General features: G+C 64.4%; 27 protein-coding genes. All 27 read left to right on the top strand.

The annotated features are described in order from the left end of the window. Nucleotides 1–51 precede the first annotated feature (51 nt). The 27 genes from rpsL (at nucleotide 52) to FHT98_RS01495 (ending at nucleotide 16,240) form a co-directional block, all read left to right on the top strand. Nucleotides 52–423, top strand: a complete 372-nt coding sequence (gene rpsL / locus FHT98_RS01625) for a 30S ribosomal protein S12 (protein WP_057189964.1) — start codon at nucleotides 52–54, stop codon at nucleotides 421–423. A 73-nt stretch (nucleotides 424–496) separates the two neighbouring features. After that, complete coding sequence (gene rpsG, locus FHT98_RS01620; protein ID WP_061966717.1) at nucleotides 497–967, top strand: 30S ribosomal protein S7; 471 nt, start codon at nucleotides 497–499, stop codon at nucleotides 965–967. 33 nt (nucleotides 968–1,000) lie between these two features. Further along, a complete protein-coding gene (gene fusA / locus FHT98_RS01615; protein ID WP_061966716.1) occupies nucleotides 1,001–3,076 on the top strand; it encodes an elongation factor G in 2,076 nt (691 codons plus the stop codon). A 53-nt stretch (nucleotides 3,077–3,129) separates the two neighbouring features. After that, the gene (gene tuf, locus FHT98_RS01610) at nucleotides 3,130–4,320 is read left to right on the top strand and encodes an elongation factor Tu (RefSeq protein ID WP_091861302.1); all 1,191 of its coding nucleotides are present in this window, start codon (nucleotides 3,130–3,132) and stop codon (nucleotides 4,318–4,320) included. Nucleotides 4,321–4,389: 69 nt separating this feature from the next. Continuing rightward, nucleotides 4,390–4,698 (top strand): 30S ribosomal protein S10, encoded by a 309-nt coding sequence (gene rpsJ, locus FHT98_RS01605; RefSeq protein WP_043237115.1) that lies wholly within the window; start codon nucleotides 4,390–4,392, stop codon nucleotides 4,696–4,698. Between the two features lie 69 nt (nucleotides 4,699–4,767). After that, on the top strand, nucleotides 4,768–5,496 hold the full coding sequence (gene rplC / locus FHT98_RS01600) for a 50S ribosomal protein L3 (RefSeq protein WP_061967345.1): 729 nt from the start codon (nucleotides 4,768–4,770) through the stop codon (nucleotides 5,494–5,496). Continuing rightward, nucleotides 5,496–6,116 (top strand): 50S ribosomal protein L4, encoded by a 621-nt coding sequence (gene rplD, locus FHT98_RS01595; protein ID WP_061967347.1) that lies wholly within the window; start codon nucleotides 5,496–5,498, stop codon nucleotides 6,114–6,116. The genes rplC and rplD overlap by 1 nt, the downstream gene beginning before the upstream one ends. Continuing rightward, nucleotides 6,113–6,424 (top strand): 50S ribosomal protein L23, encoded by a 312-nt coding sequence (locus FHT98_RS01590; protein ID WP_047582026.1) that lies wholly within the window; start codon nucleotides 6,113–6,115, stop codon nucleotides 6,422–6,424. The genes rplD and FHT98_RS01590 overlap by 4 nt, the downstream gene beginning before the upstream one ends. A gap of 10 nt (nucleotides 6,425–6,434) precedes the next feature. Continuing rightward, nucleotides 6,435–7,277 carry a 50S ribosomal protein L2 gene (gene rplB / locus FHT98_RS01585; RefSeq protein ID WP_091861300.1) on the top strand — a complete coding sequence of 281 codons (843 nt, stop codon included), beginning with the start codon at nucleotides 6,435–6,437 and terminating at the stop codon, nucleotides 7,275–7,277. A gap of 8 nt (nucleotides 7,278–7,285) precedes the next feature. Then, on the top strand, nucleotides 7,286–7,564 hold the full coding sequence (gene rpsS, locus FHT98_RS01580; RefSeq protein ID WP_061967350.1) for a 30S ribosomal protein S19: 279 nt from the start codon (nucleotides 7,286–7,288) through the stop codon (nucleotides 7,562–7,564). A gap of 3 nt (nucleotides 7,565–7,567) precedes the next feature. Continuing rightward, nucleotides 7,568–7,951: a 50S ribosomal protein L22 gene (rplV, locus tag FHT98_RS01575; RefSeq protein WP_061967352.1), complete on the top strand. Its 384-nt coding sequence runs from the start codon at nucleotides 7,568–7,570 to the stop codon at nucleotides 7,949–7,951. Nucleotides 7,952–7,961: 10 nt separating this feature from the next. Then, entirely contained in the window at nucleotides 7,962–8,687 is a 726-nt protein-coding gene (gene rpsC / locus FHT98_RS01570) for a 30S ribosomal protein S3 (protein WP_061967354.1), read from the top strand. Nucleotides 8,688–8,705: 18 nt separating this feature from the next. Further along, entirely contained in the window at nucleotides 8,706–9,119 is a 414-nt protein-coding gene (gene rplP, locus FHT98_RS01565; protein WP_038365403.1) for a 50S ribosomal protein L16, read from the top strand. Nucleotides 9,120–9,130: 11 nt separating this feature from the next. Continuing rightward, on the top strand, nucleotides 9,131–9,343 hold the full coding sequence (gene rpmC, locus FHT98_RS01560) for a 50S ribosomal protein L29 (RefSeq protein ID WP_061967356.1): 213 nt from the start codon (nucleotides 9,131–9,133) through the stop codon (nucleotides 9,341–9,343). A 10-nt stretch (nucleotides 9,344–9,353) separates the two neighbouring features. Next, nucleotides 9,354–9,596, top strand: a complete 243-nt coding sequence (rpsQ, locus tag FHT98_RS01555) for a 30S ribosomal protein S17 (RefSeq protein WP_061967358.1) — start codon at nucleotides 9,354–9,356, stop codon at nucleotides 9,594–9,596. A gap of 209 nt (nucleotides 9,597–9,805) precedes the next feature. Then, nucleotides 9,806–10,174, top strand: coding sequence for a 50S ribosomal protein L14 (gene rplN / locus FHT98_RS01550; RefSeq protein WP_038365406.1), 369 nt, complete (start codon nucleotides 9,806–9,808; stop codon nucleotides 10,172–10,174). Beyond that, the gene (rplX, locus tag FHT98_RS01545) at nucleotides 10,174–10,491 is read left to right on the top strand and encodes a 50S ribosomal protein L24 (RefSeq protein WP_142111960.1); all 318 of its coding nucleotides are present in this window, start codon (nucleotides 10,174–10,176) and stop codon (nucleotides 10,489–10,491) included. The genes rplN and rplX overlap by 1 nt, the downstream gene beginning before the upstream one ends. Continuing rightward, nucleotides 10,484–11,050: a 50S ribosomal protein L5 gene (gene rplE, locus FHT98_RS01540; RefSeq protein WP_061967361.1), complete on the top strand. Its 567-nt coding sequence runs from the start codon at nucleotides 10,484–10,486 to the stop codon at nucleotides 11,048–11,050. Before rplX ends, rplE begins: the two co-directional genes overlap by 8 nt. A gap of 36 nt (nucleotides 11,051–11,086) precedes the next feature. Further along, nucleotides 11,087–11,392 carry a 30S ribosomal protein S14 gene (gene rpsN, locus FHT98_RS01535; RefSeq protein WP_091861294.1) on the top strand — a complete coding sequence of 102 codons (306 nt, stop codon included), beginning with the start codon at nucleotides 11,087–11,089 and terminating at the stop codon, nucleotides 11,390–11,392. A gap of 14 nt (nucleotides 11,393–11,406) precedes the next feature. Beyond that, entirely contained in the window at nucleotides 11,407–11,805 is a 399-nt protein-coding gene (gene rpsH, locus FHT98_RS01530) for a 30S ribosomal protein S8 (protein WP_061967365.1), read from the top strand. Nucleotides 11,806–11,843: 38 nt separating this feature from the next. Then, nucleotides 11,844–12,377 (top strand): 50S ribosomal protein L6, encoded by a 534-nt coding sequence (rplF, locus tag FHT98_RS01525; RefSeq protein WP_061967366.1) that lies wholly within the window; start codon nucleotides 11,844–11,846, stop codon nucleotides 12,375–12,377. A gap of 11 nt (nucleotides 12,378–12,388) precedes the next feature. Then, a complete protein-coding gene (gene rplR / locus FHT98_RS01520) occupies nucleotides 12,389–12,751 on the top strand; it encodes a 50S ribosomal protein L18 (RefSeq protein WP_061967368.1) in 363 nt (120 codons plus the stop codon). Nucleotides 12,752–12,893: 142 nt separating this feature from the next. Next, the gene (rpsE, locus tag FHT98_RS01515) at nucleotides 12,894–13,457 is read left to right on the top strand and encodes a 30S ribosomal protein S5 (RefSeq protein WP_061967370.1); all 564 of its coding nucleotides are present in this window, start codon (nucleotides 12,894–12,896) and stop codon (nucleotides 13,455–13,457) included. Between the two features lie 10 nt (nucleotides 13,458–13,467). Beyond that, nucleotides 13,468–13,662, top strand: coding sequence for a 50S ribosomal protein L30 (rpmD, locus tag FHT98_RS01510; protein ID WP_061967372.1), 195 nt, complete (start codon nucleotides 13,468–13,470; stop codon nucleotides 13,660–13,662). Nucleotides 13,663–13,674: 12 nt separating this feature from the next. Beyond that, nucleotides 13,675–14,151, top strand: a complete 477-nt coding sequence (gene rplO, locus FHT98_RS01505) for a 50S ribosomal protein L15 (RefSeq protein WP_061967373.1) — start codon at nucleotides 13,675–13,677, stop codon at nucleotides 14,149–14,151. 156 nt (nucleotides 14,152–14,307) lie between these two features. Next, nucleotides 14,308–15,645 carry a preprotein translocase subunit SecY gene (gene secY / locus FHT98_RS01500; protein WP_061967375.1) on the top strand — a complete coding sequence of 446 codons (1,338 nt, stop codon included), beginning with the start codon at nucleotides 14,308–14,310 and terminating at the stop codon, nucleotides 15,643–15,645. 1 nt (nucleotide 15,646) lies between these two features. Further along, nucleotides 15,647–16,240, top strand: a complete 594-nt coding sequence (locus FHT98_RS01495; protein WP_091861291.1) for an adenylate kinase — start codon at nucleotides 15,647–15,649, stop codon at nucleotides 16,238–16,240. Nucleotides 16,241–16,349: the final 109 nt, after the last annotated feature.

Raw genomic sequence — 16,349 nt, 5'->3', positions numbered from 1 at the left:
CTGGGAGATTGACCAGGAATTTCCAAACGCTCAGTGGGGCGAGAGGCCAGAATGCCGACAATCAGCCAGCTCATTCGCAAGCCGCGGTCGCCCGTGAAGGCGCGTAACACCGCCCCGGCGCTTGAGAATTGCCCGCAGAAGCGCGGCGTTTGCACGCGCGTCTATACGACGACCCCGAAGAAGCCGAACTCGGCGCTCCGCAAGGTTGCCAAGGTTCGTCTGACCAATGGCTTCGAGGTGATCGGCTACATCCCCGGCGAGGGTCACAACCTCCAGGAGCACTCGGTCGTCATGATCCGTGGCGGCCGCGTCAAGGATCTTCCCGGCGTGCGCTATCACATCCTGCGCGGTGTGCTCGACACGCAGGGCGTCAAGAACCGCAAGCAGCGCCGTTCGAAGTACGGCGCCAAGCGTCCCAAGTAATTTTCTGCCAGGCCGGCGGGGTCGTTCGATCCGAGCCGGTCCGCAGCGTTCCAGATTGACCGGAGACTAGACGATGTCCCGCCGCCACAGTGCCGAAAAGCGCGAAGTTATCCCGGACCCGAAGTTCGGCGATATCGTCGTGACCAAGTTCATGAACTCGGTCATGTACGAAGGTAAGAAGTCGACCGCCGAGCGGATCGTCTACGGTGCCTTCGACATCATCGAGGCGAAGACCAAGAGCGAGCCGCTCGGCGTCTTCAAGTCGGCGCTCGAGAACGTCGCTCCGGCGATCGAGGTCCGCTCCCGCCGCGTCGGTGGCGCGACCTATCAGGTTCCGGTCGAAGTCCGCACCGAGCGCCGCCAGGCGCTCGCCATCCGCTGGCTGATCACGGCTGCCCGCGGCCGCAACGACAAGACCATGGTTGAGCGCCTGTCGGCCGAGCTGATGGACGCCGCCAACAACCGCGGCAACGCCGTCAAGAAGCGTGAAGACACGCATCGGATGGCGGAAGCCAACCGCGCCTTCTCGCACTACCGCTGGTAAGCGGCGTACTGCACCGAGACACAGAGCACGATCATGGCCCGTTCCCATCCCATCGACCGTTATCGCAACTTCGGCATCATGGCCCACATTGATGCCGGCAAGACGACGACGACCGAGCGCATCCTTTTCTACACCGGCAAGTCGCATAAGATCGGCGAAGTCCATGACGGCGCCGCGACCATGGACTGGATGACGCAGGAGCAGGAGCGTGGCATCACGATCACCTCCGCCGCGACGACCTGCCTGTGGCGCGACCATCGCCTGAACATCATCGACACCCCCGGCCACGTCGACTTCACCATCGAAGTCGAGCGTTCGCTGCGCGTGCTCGACGGCGCCGTCTGCGTTCTCGACGGCAACCAGGGCGTCGAGCCCCAGACCGAGACCGTCTGGCGCCAGGCCGACAAGTACGACGTCCCGCGCGTCGTGTTCGTCAACAAGATGGACAAGATCGGCGCCGATTTCTATCGCTGCGTCCAGGACATCATCGACCGCGTCGCCGGCAAGCCCGTCTGCCTGCAGATCCCGATCGGTTCCGAGGCCAATTTTGCCGGCGTCGTCGACCTCATCAAGATGAAGGCGATCGTCTGGAACGGCGAAGCGCTGGGCGCTTCCTTCGAAGAGAAGGAGATCCCCGCCGATCTGCTCGACAAGGCCACTGAATATCGTGGCAAGCTCGTCGAGGCCGCCGTCGACATGGACGACGCGGCGATGGAAGCCTATCTCGACGGCACCGAGCCGGACGCCGAGACGCTGCGCCGCCTCGTGCGCACCGCCGTGCAGCGCCGCGCCTTCCATCCCGTGCTCTGCGGTTCGTCCTTCAAGAACAAGGGCGTGCAGCCCCTGCTCGACGCCGTCGTCGACTTCCTGCCGTCGCCCGTCGATCGCGGCGCGGTCGAAGGCATCGACTTCAAGACCGAAGAGCCCGTCGTCCGCAATCCGACGGACGAGGATCCCTTCGCGATGCTCGCCTTCAAGATCATGGACGACCCCTTCGTCGGCACGATCACCTTCTGCCGCATCTATTCGGGCAAGGTCGACGCCGGCCAGGGCGTCATCAACTCGACCCGCGACAAGAAGGAGCGCGTCGGTCGCATGCTGCTGATGCATGCGAACAACCGCGAGGACATCAAGGAGGCTTATGCCGGCGACATCGTCGCCCTGGCTGGTCTCAAGGACGTCCGCACCGGCGACACGCTCTGCGATCCCGTCAACGCGGTCATCCTGGAGCGCATGGAGTTCCCCGAGCCGGTCATCACGATCGCGATCGAGCCGAAGTCCAAGGCCGACCAGGAGAAGCTGGGCCTCGCCCTGTCGAAGCTCGCGAACGAGGATCCGTCCTTCCGCGTGTCGACCGACCAGGAGAGCGGCCAGACCATCCTGAAGGGCATGGGCGAGCTCCATCTCGACATCAAGGTCGACATCCTGAAGCGCACCTACAAGGTCGACGCCAATATCGGCGCGCCGCAGGTTGCGTATCGCGAGACGCTGACCAAGAAGGCCGAGATCGACTACACCCACAAGAAGCAGACCGGCGGTACCGGCCAGTTCGCCCGCGTCAAGCTGGTGATCGAGCCGAACGAGACCGGCAAGGGCTTCGAGTTCGAGTCGAAGGTCGTCGGCGGCTCGGTGCCGAAGGAGTATATCCCCGGCGTCGAGAAGGGCCTGAACTCGGTCATCGGCTCGGGCGTGCTCGCCGGCTTCCCGGTCGTGGACGTCAAGGTCACGCTGATCGACGGCGCCTTCCACGAAGTCGACTCGTCGGCCCTGGCCTTCGAAATCGCTTCCCGTGCAGCGCTGCGCGAAGGTCTGCAGAAGGGTGGCTCCGTGCTGCTCGAGCCGATCATGAAGGTCGAGGTCGTGACCCCGGAAGACTATACCGGTTCGGTCATCGGCGACCTGAACTCGCGTCGTGGCCAGATCCAGGGCCAGGACATGCGCGGCAACGCCGTCGTGATCAACGCCATGGTTCCGCTGGCCAACATGTTCGGCTATGTGAACCAGCTGCGCTCGTTCTCGCAGGGCCGCGCCAACTACACGATGCAGTTCGACCACTATGAGCAGGTTCCGTCGGCGGTGGCCGCCGAGGTCCAGGCCAAATACGCCTGATCACCAGCCCGACCTGCTTTAACGCAACAACGATTTGACTGACGGAGGCTACGATGGCCAAAGAGAAATTTGCGCGCAACAAGCCGCACTGCAACATTGGAACGATTGGTCACGTTGACCATGGCAAGACGTCTTTGACGGCTGCGATCACGAAGGTGCTTGCGGAGTCGGGCGGCGCTTCGTTCACGGCGTATGACCAGATCGACAAGGCTCCGGAAGAGAAGGCCCGCGGCATCACGATCTCGACCGCTCACGTCGAGTACGAGACCCCGGCGCGTCACTACGCCCACGTCGACTGCCCCGGCCACGCCGACTACGTGAAGAACATGATCACGGGTGCGGCGCAGATGGACGGCGCGATCCTGGTGGTTTCGGCGGCCGACGGCCCGATGCCGCAGACCCGCGAGCACATCCTGCTGGCGCGCCAGGTCGGCGTTCCCGCGCTGGTGGTGTTCATGAACAAGGTCGATCTCGTCGACGACGCCGAGCTGCTCGAGCTGGTCGAGATGGAGATCCGCGAGCTTCTGTCGAAGTACGACTTCCCGGGCGACGACATCCCGATCACCAAGGGCTCGGCGAAGGCCGCGCTGGACAACGTCACGCCGGAGATCGGTCATGACGCGGTGATCGCGCTGATGAAGACGGTCGACGACTACATCCCGCAGCCGGAGCGTCCGATTGACCAGCCGTTCCTGATGCCGGTCGAGGACGTGTTCTCGATCTCGGGCCGTGGCACGGTGGTGACCGGCCGCGTCGAGCGCGGCATCGTCAAGGTCGGCGAGGAAATCGAGATCGTCGGCCTGAAGGACACCGTGAAGACGACCGTCACGGGCGTCGAGATGTTCCGCAAGCTTCTGGACCAGGGCCAGGCGGGCGACAACATCGGCGCGCTGCTGCGCGGCACGAAGCGTGAGGACGTCGAGCGCGGGCAGATCCTGTGCAAGCCGGGCTCTGTCAAGCCGCACACGAAGTTCAAGGCCGAGGCGTACATCCTGACGAAGGAAGAGGGTGGCCGTCACACGCCGTTCTTCACCAACTACCGCCCGCAGTTCTACTTCCGCACGACGGACGTGACCGGCGTGGTCTCGCTGCCGGAAGGCACGGAGATGGTGATGCCGGGCGACAACATCTCGATGGAGGTGACGCTGATCGCCCCGATCGCGATGGAAGAGAAGCTGCGCTTCGCCATCCGCGAAGGCGGCCGCACCGTCGGCGCCGGCGTCGTCGCATCGATCATCGCGTAACGCGTTTGCGTGAGGGGCAGGGGCCCTTCGGGGCCTTTGCCTTTTCTCACGTCACGGAGAACTAAGACCATGAACGGTCAGAACATTCGGATCCGCCTCAAGGCGTTCGACCACCGTATCCTCGACGCTTCGACGCGCGAGATCGTGTCGACCGCGAAGCGGACGGGCGCCCAGGTCCGCGGACCGATTCCGCTGCCCACGCTCATCGAGAAGTTCACCGTCAACCGCTCGCCCCACATCGACAAGAAGTCGCGCGAGCAGTTCGAGATGCGGACCCACAAGCGGGTTCTCGACATCGTCGACCCGACCCCCCAGACGGTCGACGCCCTCATGAAGCTCGATCTCGCCGCCGGCGTCGACGTCGAAATCAAGCTCTGATCCGATTAAACGGGTCCTCTGTTTCCGGTTCCCCCGGATGGACATGACCCCAAAGGAAGGTATGCACCGATGCGTTCCGGTGTGATTGCACAGAAAGTCGGGATGACCCGCATCTTCACGGATGCTGGCGAGCACATCCCGGTCACCGTGCTGAAGCTCGACAACTGCCAGGTCGTCGCGCATCGCACGATCGAGAAGAACGGCTATGCGGCCGTGCAGCTGGGCTCCGGCACGGCGAAGGTGAAGAATGTCTCGAAGGCCGAGCGCGGTCATTTCGCGGTCGCCAAGGTCGAGCCGAAGCGCAAGGTGGTCGAGTTCCGCGTCAGCAACGACGCGCTGATCCCCGTCGGCGCCGAGCTGACCGCGGACCACTTCGTCGTCGGCCAGTTCGTCGACGTCTCCGGCACCACCACCGGCAAGGGCTTCGCCGGCGGTATGAAGCGCTGGAACTTCGGCGGCCTGCGCGCCACGCACGGCGTGTCGGTCTCGCATCGTTCGATCGGTTCGACCGGTGGCCGTCAGGACCCGGGCAAGACCTTCAAGAACAAGAAGATGCCGGGCCATCTCGGTGCCGAGCGTGTCACCACGCAGAACCTGCGCGTCGTCCAGACGGACGTCGAGCGCGGCCTGATCCTCGTCGAGGGCGCCGTTCCTGGCGTCGCCGGCGGCTGGATCCATGTCCGTGACGCCGTCAAGCGCGCCCTGCCGAAGGATGCGCCGCTGCCGGGCAAGTTCAAGGTTTCCGGCGAGGCCAAGGCGGATGAGGCTCCTGCGGCCCAGGCTGAGGAGAACGCGTGATGAAGTTCGATATCACCACTCTTGAGGGCAAGTCGGCCGGTTCGGTCGAGCTGTCGGATGAGGTGTTTGGCCTGGAGCCGCGCGCCGATCTGCTCGCCCGCATGGTCCGCTATCAGCTCGCCAAGCGTCGCGCCGGGACTCACAAGTCCAAGGGCCGCTCGGAAGTCGATCGCACCCGCAAGAAGATCTACAAGCAGAAGGGCACCGGCGGCGCTCGCCACGGCGCGGCTTCGGCTCCGCAGTTCCGCGGCGGCGGCAAGGCCTTCGGCCCGGTCCTGCGCGACCACGGTCATGATCTTCCCAAGAAGGTCCGTGCGCTGGCCCTGCGTCACGCTCTCTCGGCCAAGGCCAAGGATGCCGGCATCATCGTGATCGACGATGCCACGCTTTCCGAGCCGAAGACCAAGGTGCTGCTCGGCCATTTCGGCAAGCTCGACCTGTCGAGCGCGCTGATCATCGGCGGCGCCGAGATCGACACCAATTTCGGCCTGGCCGCTCGCTCGATCCCGAACGTCGACGTGCTGCCGGTCCAGGGCATCAACGTTTACGACATCCTGCGTCGCGACAAGCTTGTCCTGACGCGCGCGGCCGTCGATGCGCTGGAGGCGCGCTTCAAATGAGCCAGTCCGCCAAGAACCTCGACCCGCGCCACTACGATGTGATCGTGGCGCCGGTCATCACCGAGAAGGCGACGATGCTCTCGGAGCATAACAAGGTCGTCTTCAAGGTTGCCAAGACCGCAACGAAGCCGCAGATCAAGGCGGCGATCGAGAAGCTCTTCGACGTCAAGGTCAAGAGCGTCAACACGATCGTCACCGAGGGCAAGGTCAAGATGTTCCGTGGCCGTCCCGGCCAGCGTTCGGACGTCAAGAAGGCGGTCGTGACCCTCGAAGAGGGCCACTCCATCGACGTGACCACGGGCCTGTGAGGGAATCATCATGGCTTTGAAACATTTCAAGCCGATCACGCCGAGCCTTCGCCAGCTCGTGATCGTCGACCGCAGCGAGCTCTACAAGGGCAAGCCGGTCAAGGCGCTGACCGAGGGCCTTTCGTCCTCGGGCGGCCGCAACAACACCGGTCGCATCACCGTCCGCTTCCGCGGCGGTGGTCACAAGCGCACGCTGCGCCTCGTCGACTTCAAGCGTCGCGGCAAGGCCGGCATCCCGGCGACCGTCGAGCGGCTCGAATACGATCCGAACCGCACCGCCTTCATCGCCCTGATCAAGTATCAGGACGGCGAGCAGGCCTACATCCTGGCGCCGCAGCGCCTGGCTGTCGGCGACACGGTGGTTGCCGGTGACTCGGTCGACGTGAAGCCCGGCAACGCGGCTCCGATGGGCTCGCTGCCGATCGGCACGATCGTCCACAATGTCGAGCTGAAGATCGGCAAGGGTGGCGCTCTGGCCCGTTCGGCCGGCAACTACGCCCAGATCGTCGGCCGCGACCAGGGCTACGTCATCGTTCGCCTGAACTCGGGCGAGCAGCGCCTGATCTCCGGCCAGTGCTACGCCACGGTCGGCGCCGTCTCGAACCCGGATCACATGAACCGGAACGACGGCAAGGCCGGTCGCTCGCGCTGGCTCGGCCGCCGTCCGCATAACCGCGGCGTCTCGATGAACCCGGTCGACCATCCGCATGGTGGTGGTGAAGGCCGGACGTCGGGTGGTCGCCATCCGGTTACGCCCTGGGGTCTGCCGACCAAGGGCAAGAAGACCCGCTCGAACAAGCGGACCGATACGTTCATCGTGTCGAGCCGTCACGCCCGCAAGAAGAAGAACTGAGGTCCGTCATGGCGCGTTCGCTTTGGAAAGGTCCGTTCGTCGACGGATACCTCCTGAAGAAGGCCGAGGTCGCCAGGACCTCGAGCCGTAGTGAAGTTATCAAGATCTGGAGCCGTCGCTCCACGATCCTGCCGCAGTTCGTCGGTCTGACGTTCGGCGTCTACAACGGTCACAAGCATGTGCCGGTGTCCGTGTCCGAGGAGATGGTGGGCCACAAGTTCGGCGAGTTCTCGCCGACGCGCACCTTCCACGGCCACGCTGCCGACAAGAAGGCGAAGAGGAAGTAAGCCATGGGTAAAGCATCAGCCCCCCGTGCGCTGCCCGAGAACGAAGCCACTGCGATCGCTCGCAACCTTCGCGTCTCGCCGCAGAAGCTGAACCTCGTCGCCCAGCTGATCCGTGGCAAGAAGGTCTCGACCGCGCTCGCCGATCTCGAGTTCTCGCGCAAGCGGATCTCGCTCGACGTGCGCAAGTGCCTGCAGAGCGCGATCGCCAACGCCGAGAACAATCATGATCTCGACGTCGACGATCTCGTCGTGGCACAGGCCTTCGTCGGCAAGGCCCTCGTCATGAAGCGTTTCCACGCTCGTGCCCGTGGTCGTGGCGCCCGCATCCTGAAGCCCTTCGCGAACATCACGATCATCGTGCGCGAAGTCGCTGCGGCCAAGGCCTGAGGAGAGAACGATGGGTCAGAAAATCAATCCGATCGGCCTTCGCCTCGGCATCAACCGCACCTGGGACTCGCGTTGGTTCGCGGCCAAGGGCGAGTACGGCCAGCTTCTGCATGAGGACATGGCCATCCGCGCCGCCCTCATGAAGCTGTTGAAGCAGGCCGCCGTCTCGAAGATCATCATCGAGCGTCCGCACCGGAAGTGCCGCGTCACCATCCACTCGGCTCGTCCGGGCGTGGTGATCGGCAAGAAGGGCGCTGACATCGAGAAGCTCCGCAAGGAAGTCTCGAAGCTCACCAAGGCCGACGTGACGATCAACATCGTCGAGGTGCGCAAGCCCGAGATCGACGCGACGCTCGTCGCCGACTCGATCGCCCAGCAGCTCGAGCGCCGTGTCGCCTTCCGTCGCGCCATGAAGCGCGCCGTTCAGTCGGCGATGCGTCTCGGTGCCGAAGGCATCCGCATCAACTGCTCGGGCCGCCTCGGCGGCGCCGAGATCGCCCGCCTCGAATGGTATCGTGAGGGCCGCGTGCCGCTGCATACGCTGCGCGCCGACGTCGATTACGGCGTCGCCACCGCTTTCACGACCTACGGGACGTGCGGCATCAAGGTCTGGATCTTCAAGGGCGAGATCCTGGAACATGACCCGATGGCCCAGGACAAGCGCCTCTCCGACGAGGGCGGCCGCTCAGGCGGCCGTGATCGCGACCATCGCGATCGTCGTGAGCAGGCTGCGTAAGGCTGATCGAGAAGAGCCATGCTGCAACCAAAACGCACCAAGTTCCGCAAGCAGTTCAAGGGACGCATCTCCGGCGTCGCCAAGGGCGGCACGGATCTCAACTTCGGCCAGTTCGGCCTGAAGGCCCAGGAACCCGAGCGCGTCACCGCCCGGCAGATCGAGGCGGCCCGCCGCGCGATCACCCGCGCCATGAAGCGCGTCGGCCGTGTCTGGATCCGCATCTTCCCGGACGTGCCGGTTTCGAAGAAGCCGACCGAAGTCCGCATGGGTAAGGGCAAGGGTTCGCCCGAGTTCTGGGCGGCCAAGGTCAAGCCGGGCCGGATCATGTTCGAGCTCGACGGCGTGTCCGAGGAGATCGCCCGCGAGGCGCTCCGCCTCGGCGCCGCCAAGCTGCCGATCAAGACCCGCTTCATCCAGCGCATCGCCGAGTAAGGGAGGACAATATGAAGATTGCACAGCGTCAGTCCGACCTGAAGGCCATGAGCACGGACCAGCTCCAGGACGAGCTGCTCAAGCTGAAGAAGGAGCAGTTCAACCTGCGCTTCCAGAAGGCGACCGGCCAGCTTGAGAACACCGCGCGCGTCACCGAAGTGCGCAAGGACATCGCCCGCATCAAGACGCTGCAGCGGTCGAAGACCGTCGCAGCGAGCGCGTGAGGAGAGAATAATGCCTAAGCGCGTACTGCAGGGCGTCGTCGTCAGCGACAAGCAGAACAAAACTGTTGTGGTCAAGGTCGAGCGGCGTTATACGCACCCGCTCCTCAAGAAGACGGTGCGCCGCACGAAGAACTATCACGCCCATGACGAAGTGGGTGCGTTCAAGGTCGGCGACACGGTCTGGATCGAGGAGTCCAAGCCGATTTCCAAGCTGAAAAGCTGGGTTGTGCTCGAGGACGCCCCCAAGGCGTGATTCGAGACGGCTTCGCCCGGCCCCGAATCAGGGGCGGGCGCGGCAGGAAAGAAGCCGGGCATGTTTCTCCGCAAGAGTGGTTCCCACTTTTGCGGATCGTGTTTTGTTTTGAGGCCAGGGGGCGATCGACCCCCGTCAGTCGTAGTCCCCGCCAGCGCTGAGGCTGGCCGGGAAACCGCGCTGATACACAGATTGGAAGGATCAAGGCCATGATCCAGGTGCAGACGAATCTCGACGTCGCCGACAATTCCGGCGCCCGTCGCGTGATGTGCATCAAGGTTCTCGGCGGGTCGAAGCGGCGCTATGCCCGCATCGGCGACATCATTGTCGTCTCGATCAAGGAAGCCATTCCGCGCGGTCGCGTGAAGAAGGGCGACGTCATGAAGGCGGTCGTCGTTCGCACCGCCAAGGACGTCAAGCGCCAGGACGGTTCGGTGATCCGCTTCGACCGCAATGCGGCGGTGCTGATCAACAACCAGAAGGAGCCGGTCGGCACGCGTATCTTCGGACCGGTTCCGCGCGAGCTGCGCGCCAAGAACCACATGAAGATCATCTCGCTGGCGCCGGAGGTGCTGTGATGGCTGCTAAGATCAAGAAGGGCGACAAGGTCGTCGTGCTCGCTGGTCGCGACAAGGGCAAGTCGGGTGAAGTGCTCCAGGTCCTGCCGAAGGACGGCCGTGCGGTCGTTCGCGGCATCAACCTGGTGAAGCGTCACACCAAGCAGTCCGCGCAGTCCGAGGGCGGTATCATCAGCAAGGAAGCGACGATCGACTTGTCGAACATCGCTGTTGCCGATCCGAAGGATGGCCAGGCCACCCGCGTCGGTTTCAAGGTGCTCGATGACGGCCGCAAGGTTCGTTTTGCCAAGCGTTCGGGGGATCTGATCGATGGCTGAGGCTCAGCAGGCGGCTCTCTCGCCGCGCATGAAGAAGCATTACGAGGACGTCGTCCGTCCCGCGATGATCGCCGAATTCGGCTACAAGAACGTCATGGAAGTGCCGACGATCGAGAAGATCGTCATCAACATGGGCGTTGGCGAAGCGACTGCGGACCGCAAGAAGGTCGACGTCGCTGCCGCGGATCTCGCCATGATCGCCGGCCAGAAGCCGGTCATCACCAAGTCCCGCCTCGCCATCGCCGGCTTCAAGCTGCGCGAGAACATGGCGGTTGGCTGCAAGGTCACGCTGCGCAAGACCAAGATGTTCGAGTTCGTCGACCGGCTCGTCACCATCGCCTTGCCGCGCGTGCGCGACTTCCGGGGCCTCAACCCCAAGTCGTTCGACGGGCGCGGCAATTTCGCGCTCGGGATCAAGGAGCACATCGTGTTCCCCGAGATCAACTACGACAAGGTCGACCAGGTCCTGGGTATGGACGTCATCGTCTGCACGACTGCGAAGTCGGACGACGAGGCACGCGCCCTGCTCAAGCACTTCAACTTCCCGTTCCGGCAGTGAACCTAAGCGTTCATACGCGGAAACCAGGAGAGATCGATGGCTAAGAAAAGCTCCGTCGAGAACAACGAGCGTCGCAGGAAGCTGGTGAAGAAATTCGCCGGCCGCCGGGCTCGCCTTCTCGCGATCGCCAATGACGACAACCAGCCCATGGACGAGCGCTTCCTCGCCCGCCTGAAGCTGGCCGAACTGCCGCGCAACTCGGCCAAGATCCGCATTCGCAACCGTTGCGAAGTGACGGGCCGCCCGCGCGCGGTTTATCGCAAGCTCAAGATGTCGCGTATCGCGCTGCGTGAGCTCGGCAACAAGGGGCTGGTTCCCGGCCTCGTTAAGTCGAGCTGGTAAGGAGGACTGGAACAATGGCAATCATTGATCCGCTCGGCGATATGCTGACCCGCATCCGCAATGCGCAGATGCGTCGCAAGTCCCGCGTTTCCACCCCCGGCTCGAAGCTGCGCGCCCGCGTGCTCGACGTGCTGCAGTCCGAGGGTTACATCCGCGGCTACAGCCAGACCGAGTTCGGCAACGGCCGGACGGAGTTCGACATCGAGCTGAAGTATCACGAGGGCCTGCCGGTCATCCGGTCGATCTCGCGTGTTTCGAAGCCCGGCCGCCGCGTCTACTCGTCGGTCGAGACAATGCCGCGCGTGGCCGATGGCCTTGGCGTGACGATCGTCTCGACGCCGCGTGGCGTGATGGCCGATCATGTGGCCCGCGAGCAGAACGTGGGCGGCGAAGTGCTCTGCAAGGTCTTCTGACCTTACAGGCGCCCCGCTCACTTTCAGGAGAGATCCAAATGTCTCGTATCGGTAAGAAGCCGGTTTCGGTTCCCGCGGGCGTCACTGCCTCGGTCACCGGCCAGCTGGTCAAGATCAAGGGCTCGAAGGGCGAGCTCTCCTTCACGGTTCCCGAGGACGTCTCGGTTGCCATGGAGGACGGTGCGATCGCGGTCCAGCCGCGTTCGCAGTCGAAGCGCGCCCGTGCGCTCTGGGGCACCTCGCGTGCCCGCATCAACAACCTCGTGATCGGCACCACCGCCGGTTTCGAGAAGCGCCTCGAGATCAACGGCGTCGGCTACAAGGCCGCGGTCAACGGCAAGGTGCTGAAGCTGTCGCTGGGCTACAGCCACGACATCGACTACGCCATCCCGGAAGGCGTCGCGATCACCACGCCGAAGCCGACGGAAATCGTCGTCGTCGGCATCGACAAGCAGATCGTCGGCCAGACCGCCGCGGAAATCCGCGACTATCGCGGCCCCGAGCCTTACAAGGGCAAGGGCGTCAAGTACGCCGGCGAATTCATCTTCCGCAAGGAAGGCAAGAAGAAGTAAGGACGCCAGCCATGAGCAAGCAGAACGATGTGACTGCGCGCCGCAAGGCCCGCGTCCGCCGCGCGATCAAGGCGGTTGCCAATGGTCGCCCGCGCCTGTCGGTGCATCGCACCGGCAAGCAGATCTATGCCCAGGTCATCGACGACGTGAAGGGGGTCACCCTCGCTTCCGCCTCGTCGCGGGACAAGGATGTGCGCGAGCAGATCAAGTCCGGCGCGAATGTCGAAGCCGCCACCCAGATCGGCAAGATCGTTGCCGAGCGCGCGGTCAAGGCCGGCGTGACGGATGTGGTCTTCGACCGTGGCCCGTACATGTACCATGGCCGCGTCAAGGCGCTGGCCGATGCAGCCCGCGAGGGCGGCCTCAGCTTCTGAGGTTATCGGGTTTCGCCCGGCAAGGCGTTTCGCGCCGGCCGGGCGGCATCCGTTTTAGGCTTCCCCGCGCAATGACGCACGGGGTTAGGCTCGAGCGAGCGGCGGGGCTTCGATCCTCGTCCGCGCAAGTAAGAGGACAGACATGGCTAGAGAGCCGCGTGAGCGTAGGGACCGGGAAGCGGAAGTTTCCGAGTTCGTGGACAAGCTCGTCCACATCAACCGCGTCGCCAAGGTGGTGAAGGGCGGGCGTCGCTTCGGCTTCGCTGCGCTTGTCGTCGTCGGCGACCAGAAGGGCCGCGTCGGCTTCGGCCACGGCAAGGCCCGTGAAGTTCCCGAGGCGATCCGCAAGGCGACGGAAGCCGCCAAGCGCGGCCTCGTCCGCATCCCGCTGCGCGAGGGCCGCACCCTCCATCACGACGTGCAGGGTCGCCATGGCGCCGGCAAGGTCGTGCTGCGTGCGGCTCCGGCCGGTACCGGCATCATCGCCGGCGGCCCGATGCGCGCCGTCTTCGAGGCGGTCGGCATGCAGGACGTCGTGTCGAAGTCGCTCGGCTCCTCCAACCCGTACAACCTCGTGCGCGCCACGTTCGACGCGCTGAAGAACGAAGACAGCCCGCGTTCGGTCGCGGCGCGTCGTTCGCTCAAGGTTTCGGCCCTGCAGACCCGTCGCCGCGATGCCGGCACGGATGCGGCCGCGGAAGCGTGAGGGGGGTATCATGGCAAAGGCTGAGAAGACCTTCACCATCGAGCAGATCGGTTCGCCGATCCGCCGCGAGGCCACCCAGCGCCAGACCCTGATCGGTCTCGGCCTGAACAAGATCCGCCGCCGCTCGACCCTCCAGGACACCCCCGCGGTGCGTGGCATGGTCGAGAAGGTCAAGCACCTCGTCCGCGTCGTCGACGCGAAGTGAGGAGGGCGTCACATGAAACTCAATGATATCCGTGACAACGAAGGCGCTCTGAAGCAGCGCATGCGAGTCGGCCGTGGCATTGGCTCCGGCAAGGGCAAGACCGGTGGTCGCGGCGTGAAGGGTCAGACCTCGCGCGCCGGCGTCGCCATCAAGGGCTTCGAAGGCGGCCAGATGCCGCTGTATCGTCGCCTGCCGAAGCGCGGTTTCCACAACCTGTTCGCCAAGGATCTGAACGAGGTGAACCTCGGCCGCATCCAGCAGGCAGTGGAAGCCGGCAAGCTCGACGCCAAGGGCGCCGTGACCATCGAGGCGCTCGTCGCCGCCGGTGTCATCACCCGTCAGGCCAAGGATGGCGTCAAGATTCTCGGCGTCGGCGAGCTCAAGACCAAGCTCGCTTTCGAGGTCTACGGCGCGTCCAAGTCGGCCGTGGCTGCGATCGAGAAGGCTGGCGGTTCGGTCAAGATTCTGGCTGCCGCTTCACAGGCGTGATCCGAACGCCTACATGACGTTTGCGAACGGCGGCCGGGCCCAGCGCCTTGGCCGCCGTTTGACTGTTTGACGCAAGGCACGAATCCGCAGACAGCACGCACGCGTGCGTTGGGGGATGTGCTTCAACGACCAGTTTGAGACCCAGGGACCGGACGCATGGCATCGGCGGCTGAACAGCTTGCGGCGAACCTCAATTTCGGGGCCTTCGCCAAGGCGGATGAACTCAAGAAGCGAATCTGGTTCACGCTGGGCGCGCTCGTCATCTACCGGCTTGGTACCTACATCCCGCTGCCGGGCATGAACCCGGACGCGGTGGCCGACCTGTTCCGCCAGACCCAGTCCGGCATGCTCGGCATGTTCAACATGTTCTCTGGCGGTGCCGTCGGGCGCCTTGCGATCTTCGCGCTGGCGATCATGCCCTACATCTCGGCCTCGATCATCGTGCAGCTGCTCTCGAGCGTCGTGCCGACTTTCGAGGCGCTGAAGAAGGAAGGCGAGCAGGGTCGCAAGACCCTGAACCAGTACACCCGCTACCTGACCCTCGTGCTGGCCGTATTCCAGGCTTACGCGATCGGCGTGGGTCTCCAGGGTTCGGGTAACCTTGTGCTCGAACCCGGGCCGTTCTTCCTGCTCTCGACCACGATCACGCTCGTCGGCGGCACGATGTTTCTGCTCTGGCTGGGTGAGCAGATCACCAGCCGCGGCATCGGCAACGGCACCTCGATGATCATCTTCGCGGGCATCATCGCCGAATTCCCCTCGCAGCTCGCCCAGACCTTTGAGCTCGGCCGCCAGGGCGCGATCTCGACCGGCCTGCTGCTCGGCGTGCTCGTGATGGCGATCTGCGTCATCGCCTTCTGCGTGTTCATGGAGCGCGCCCAGCGCCGCCTGCTGATCAACTATCCGAAACGCCAGGTCGGCAACCGCATGTACGAGGGCCAGACCTCGTTCCTGCCGCTGAAGCTCAACACCTCCGGCGTCATCCCGCCGATCTTCGCCTCGTCCCTGCTGCTGCTGCCGACCACCGTCGCGAGCTTCTCGCAGGCCTCGGGCGGCACCGGCTTCCTGTCGACGATGGCGACCTATCTGGCGCATGGCCGGCCGGCGTTCATGATCCTCTACGCCGCGCTGATCATCTTCTTCTGCTTCTTCTACACCGCGATCGTGTTCAATCCGGTGGAGACGGCGGACAATCTCAAGAAGCATGGCGGCTTCATGCCGGGCATCCGCCCGGGCGAGCGGACCGCCGAGCATATCGATCGCATCCTCACCCGCATCACCGTTCTCGGCGCAGGATATTTGACGATTGTCTGCCTTATCCCCGAGTTCATGATCACCTATGCTCAGATCCCGATCATCCTGCTGGGCGGCACCTCGCTGCTCATCGTGGTGACGACGACGATGGACACCGTGGCGCAAGTTCACGGGCACCTGCTGGCCCATCAGTACGAAGGGCTGGTCAAGAAGGCCAAGTTGCGAGGAGCGCGGAGATAAGATGCGGTTGATTTTCCTGGGGCCGCCGGGGGCGGGTAAGGGCACTCAGGCGGCGCGCATCGTCGCGAAGCACGGCATTCCGCAACTCTCGACCGGCGACATGCTGCGCGCAGCCGTCGCCGCCGGCACGCCGGTCGGCCAGAAGGCCAAGGCCGTGATGGACGCGGGCGGGCTGGTCTCGGACGAGATCGTCATCGGCATCGTCGCCGACCGCATCGAAGAGGCCGACGCCAGGAAAGGCTTCATCCTCGACGGCTTTCCGCGGACGCTGGCGCAGGCCGAGGCGCTGGACAAGATGCTCGACGGCAAGGGGCTGAAGCTCGATGCCGTGCTCGAGCTCAGGGTCGACCAGACCAAGCTTGTCGACCGCATCGTCCGCCGCGCCGAGGAGGCGAGGGCGGCTGGAGAGCCGGTGCGCAAGGATGACGATCCGGAGGTCTTCAAGACCCGGCTCGAGGCCTATAATCGCGATACGGCGGTGGTTGCGCCCTATTACGACAAGCGCGGCCAGCTGACTGCGATCGACGGCATGCAGCCGATCGACGACGTCTCGCGGGCGATCAGCGATGCGCTTTCGGTGGCGGCGCAGGGCTGAGCGCTCCTAGGCGAACAAGTTCGAACCCGGGCGGACTTTGCGGTCCGGCCGGGTTTTTCATTTCCGCGGTGCGCTTTTGCGGGACTGCCTTTGCCTTTTCTCGCTCCAC

The sequence above is a fragment of the Allobosea sp. AK1 genome, assembly GCF_006714945.1.
GTDB classification, from domain to species: domain Bacteria; phylum Pseudomonadota; class Alphaproteobacteria; order Rhizobiales; family Beijerinckiaceae; genus Allobosea; species Allobosea robiniae.
Note: the sequence above shows the minus strand (reverse complement) of the source record. Positions and strands in the feature narration are given on the sequence as shown.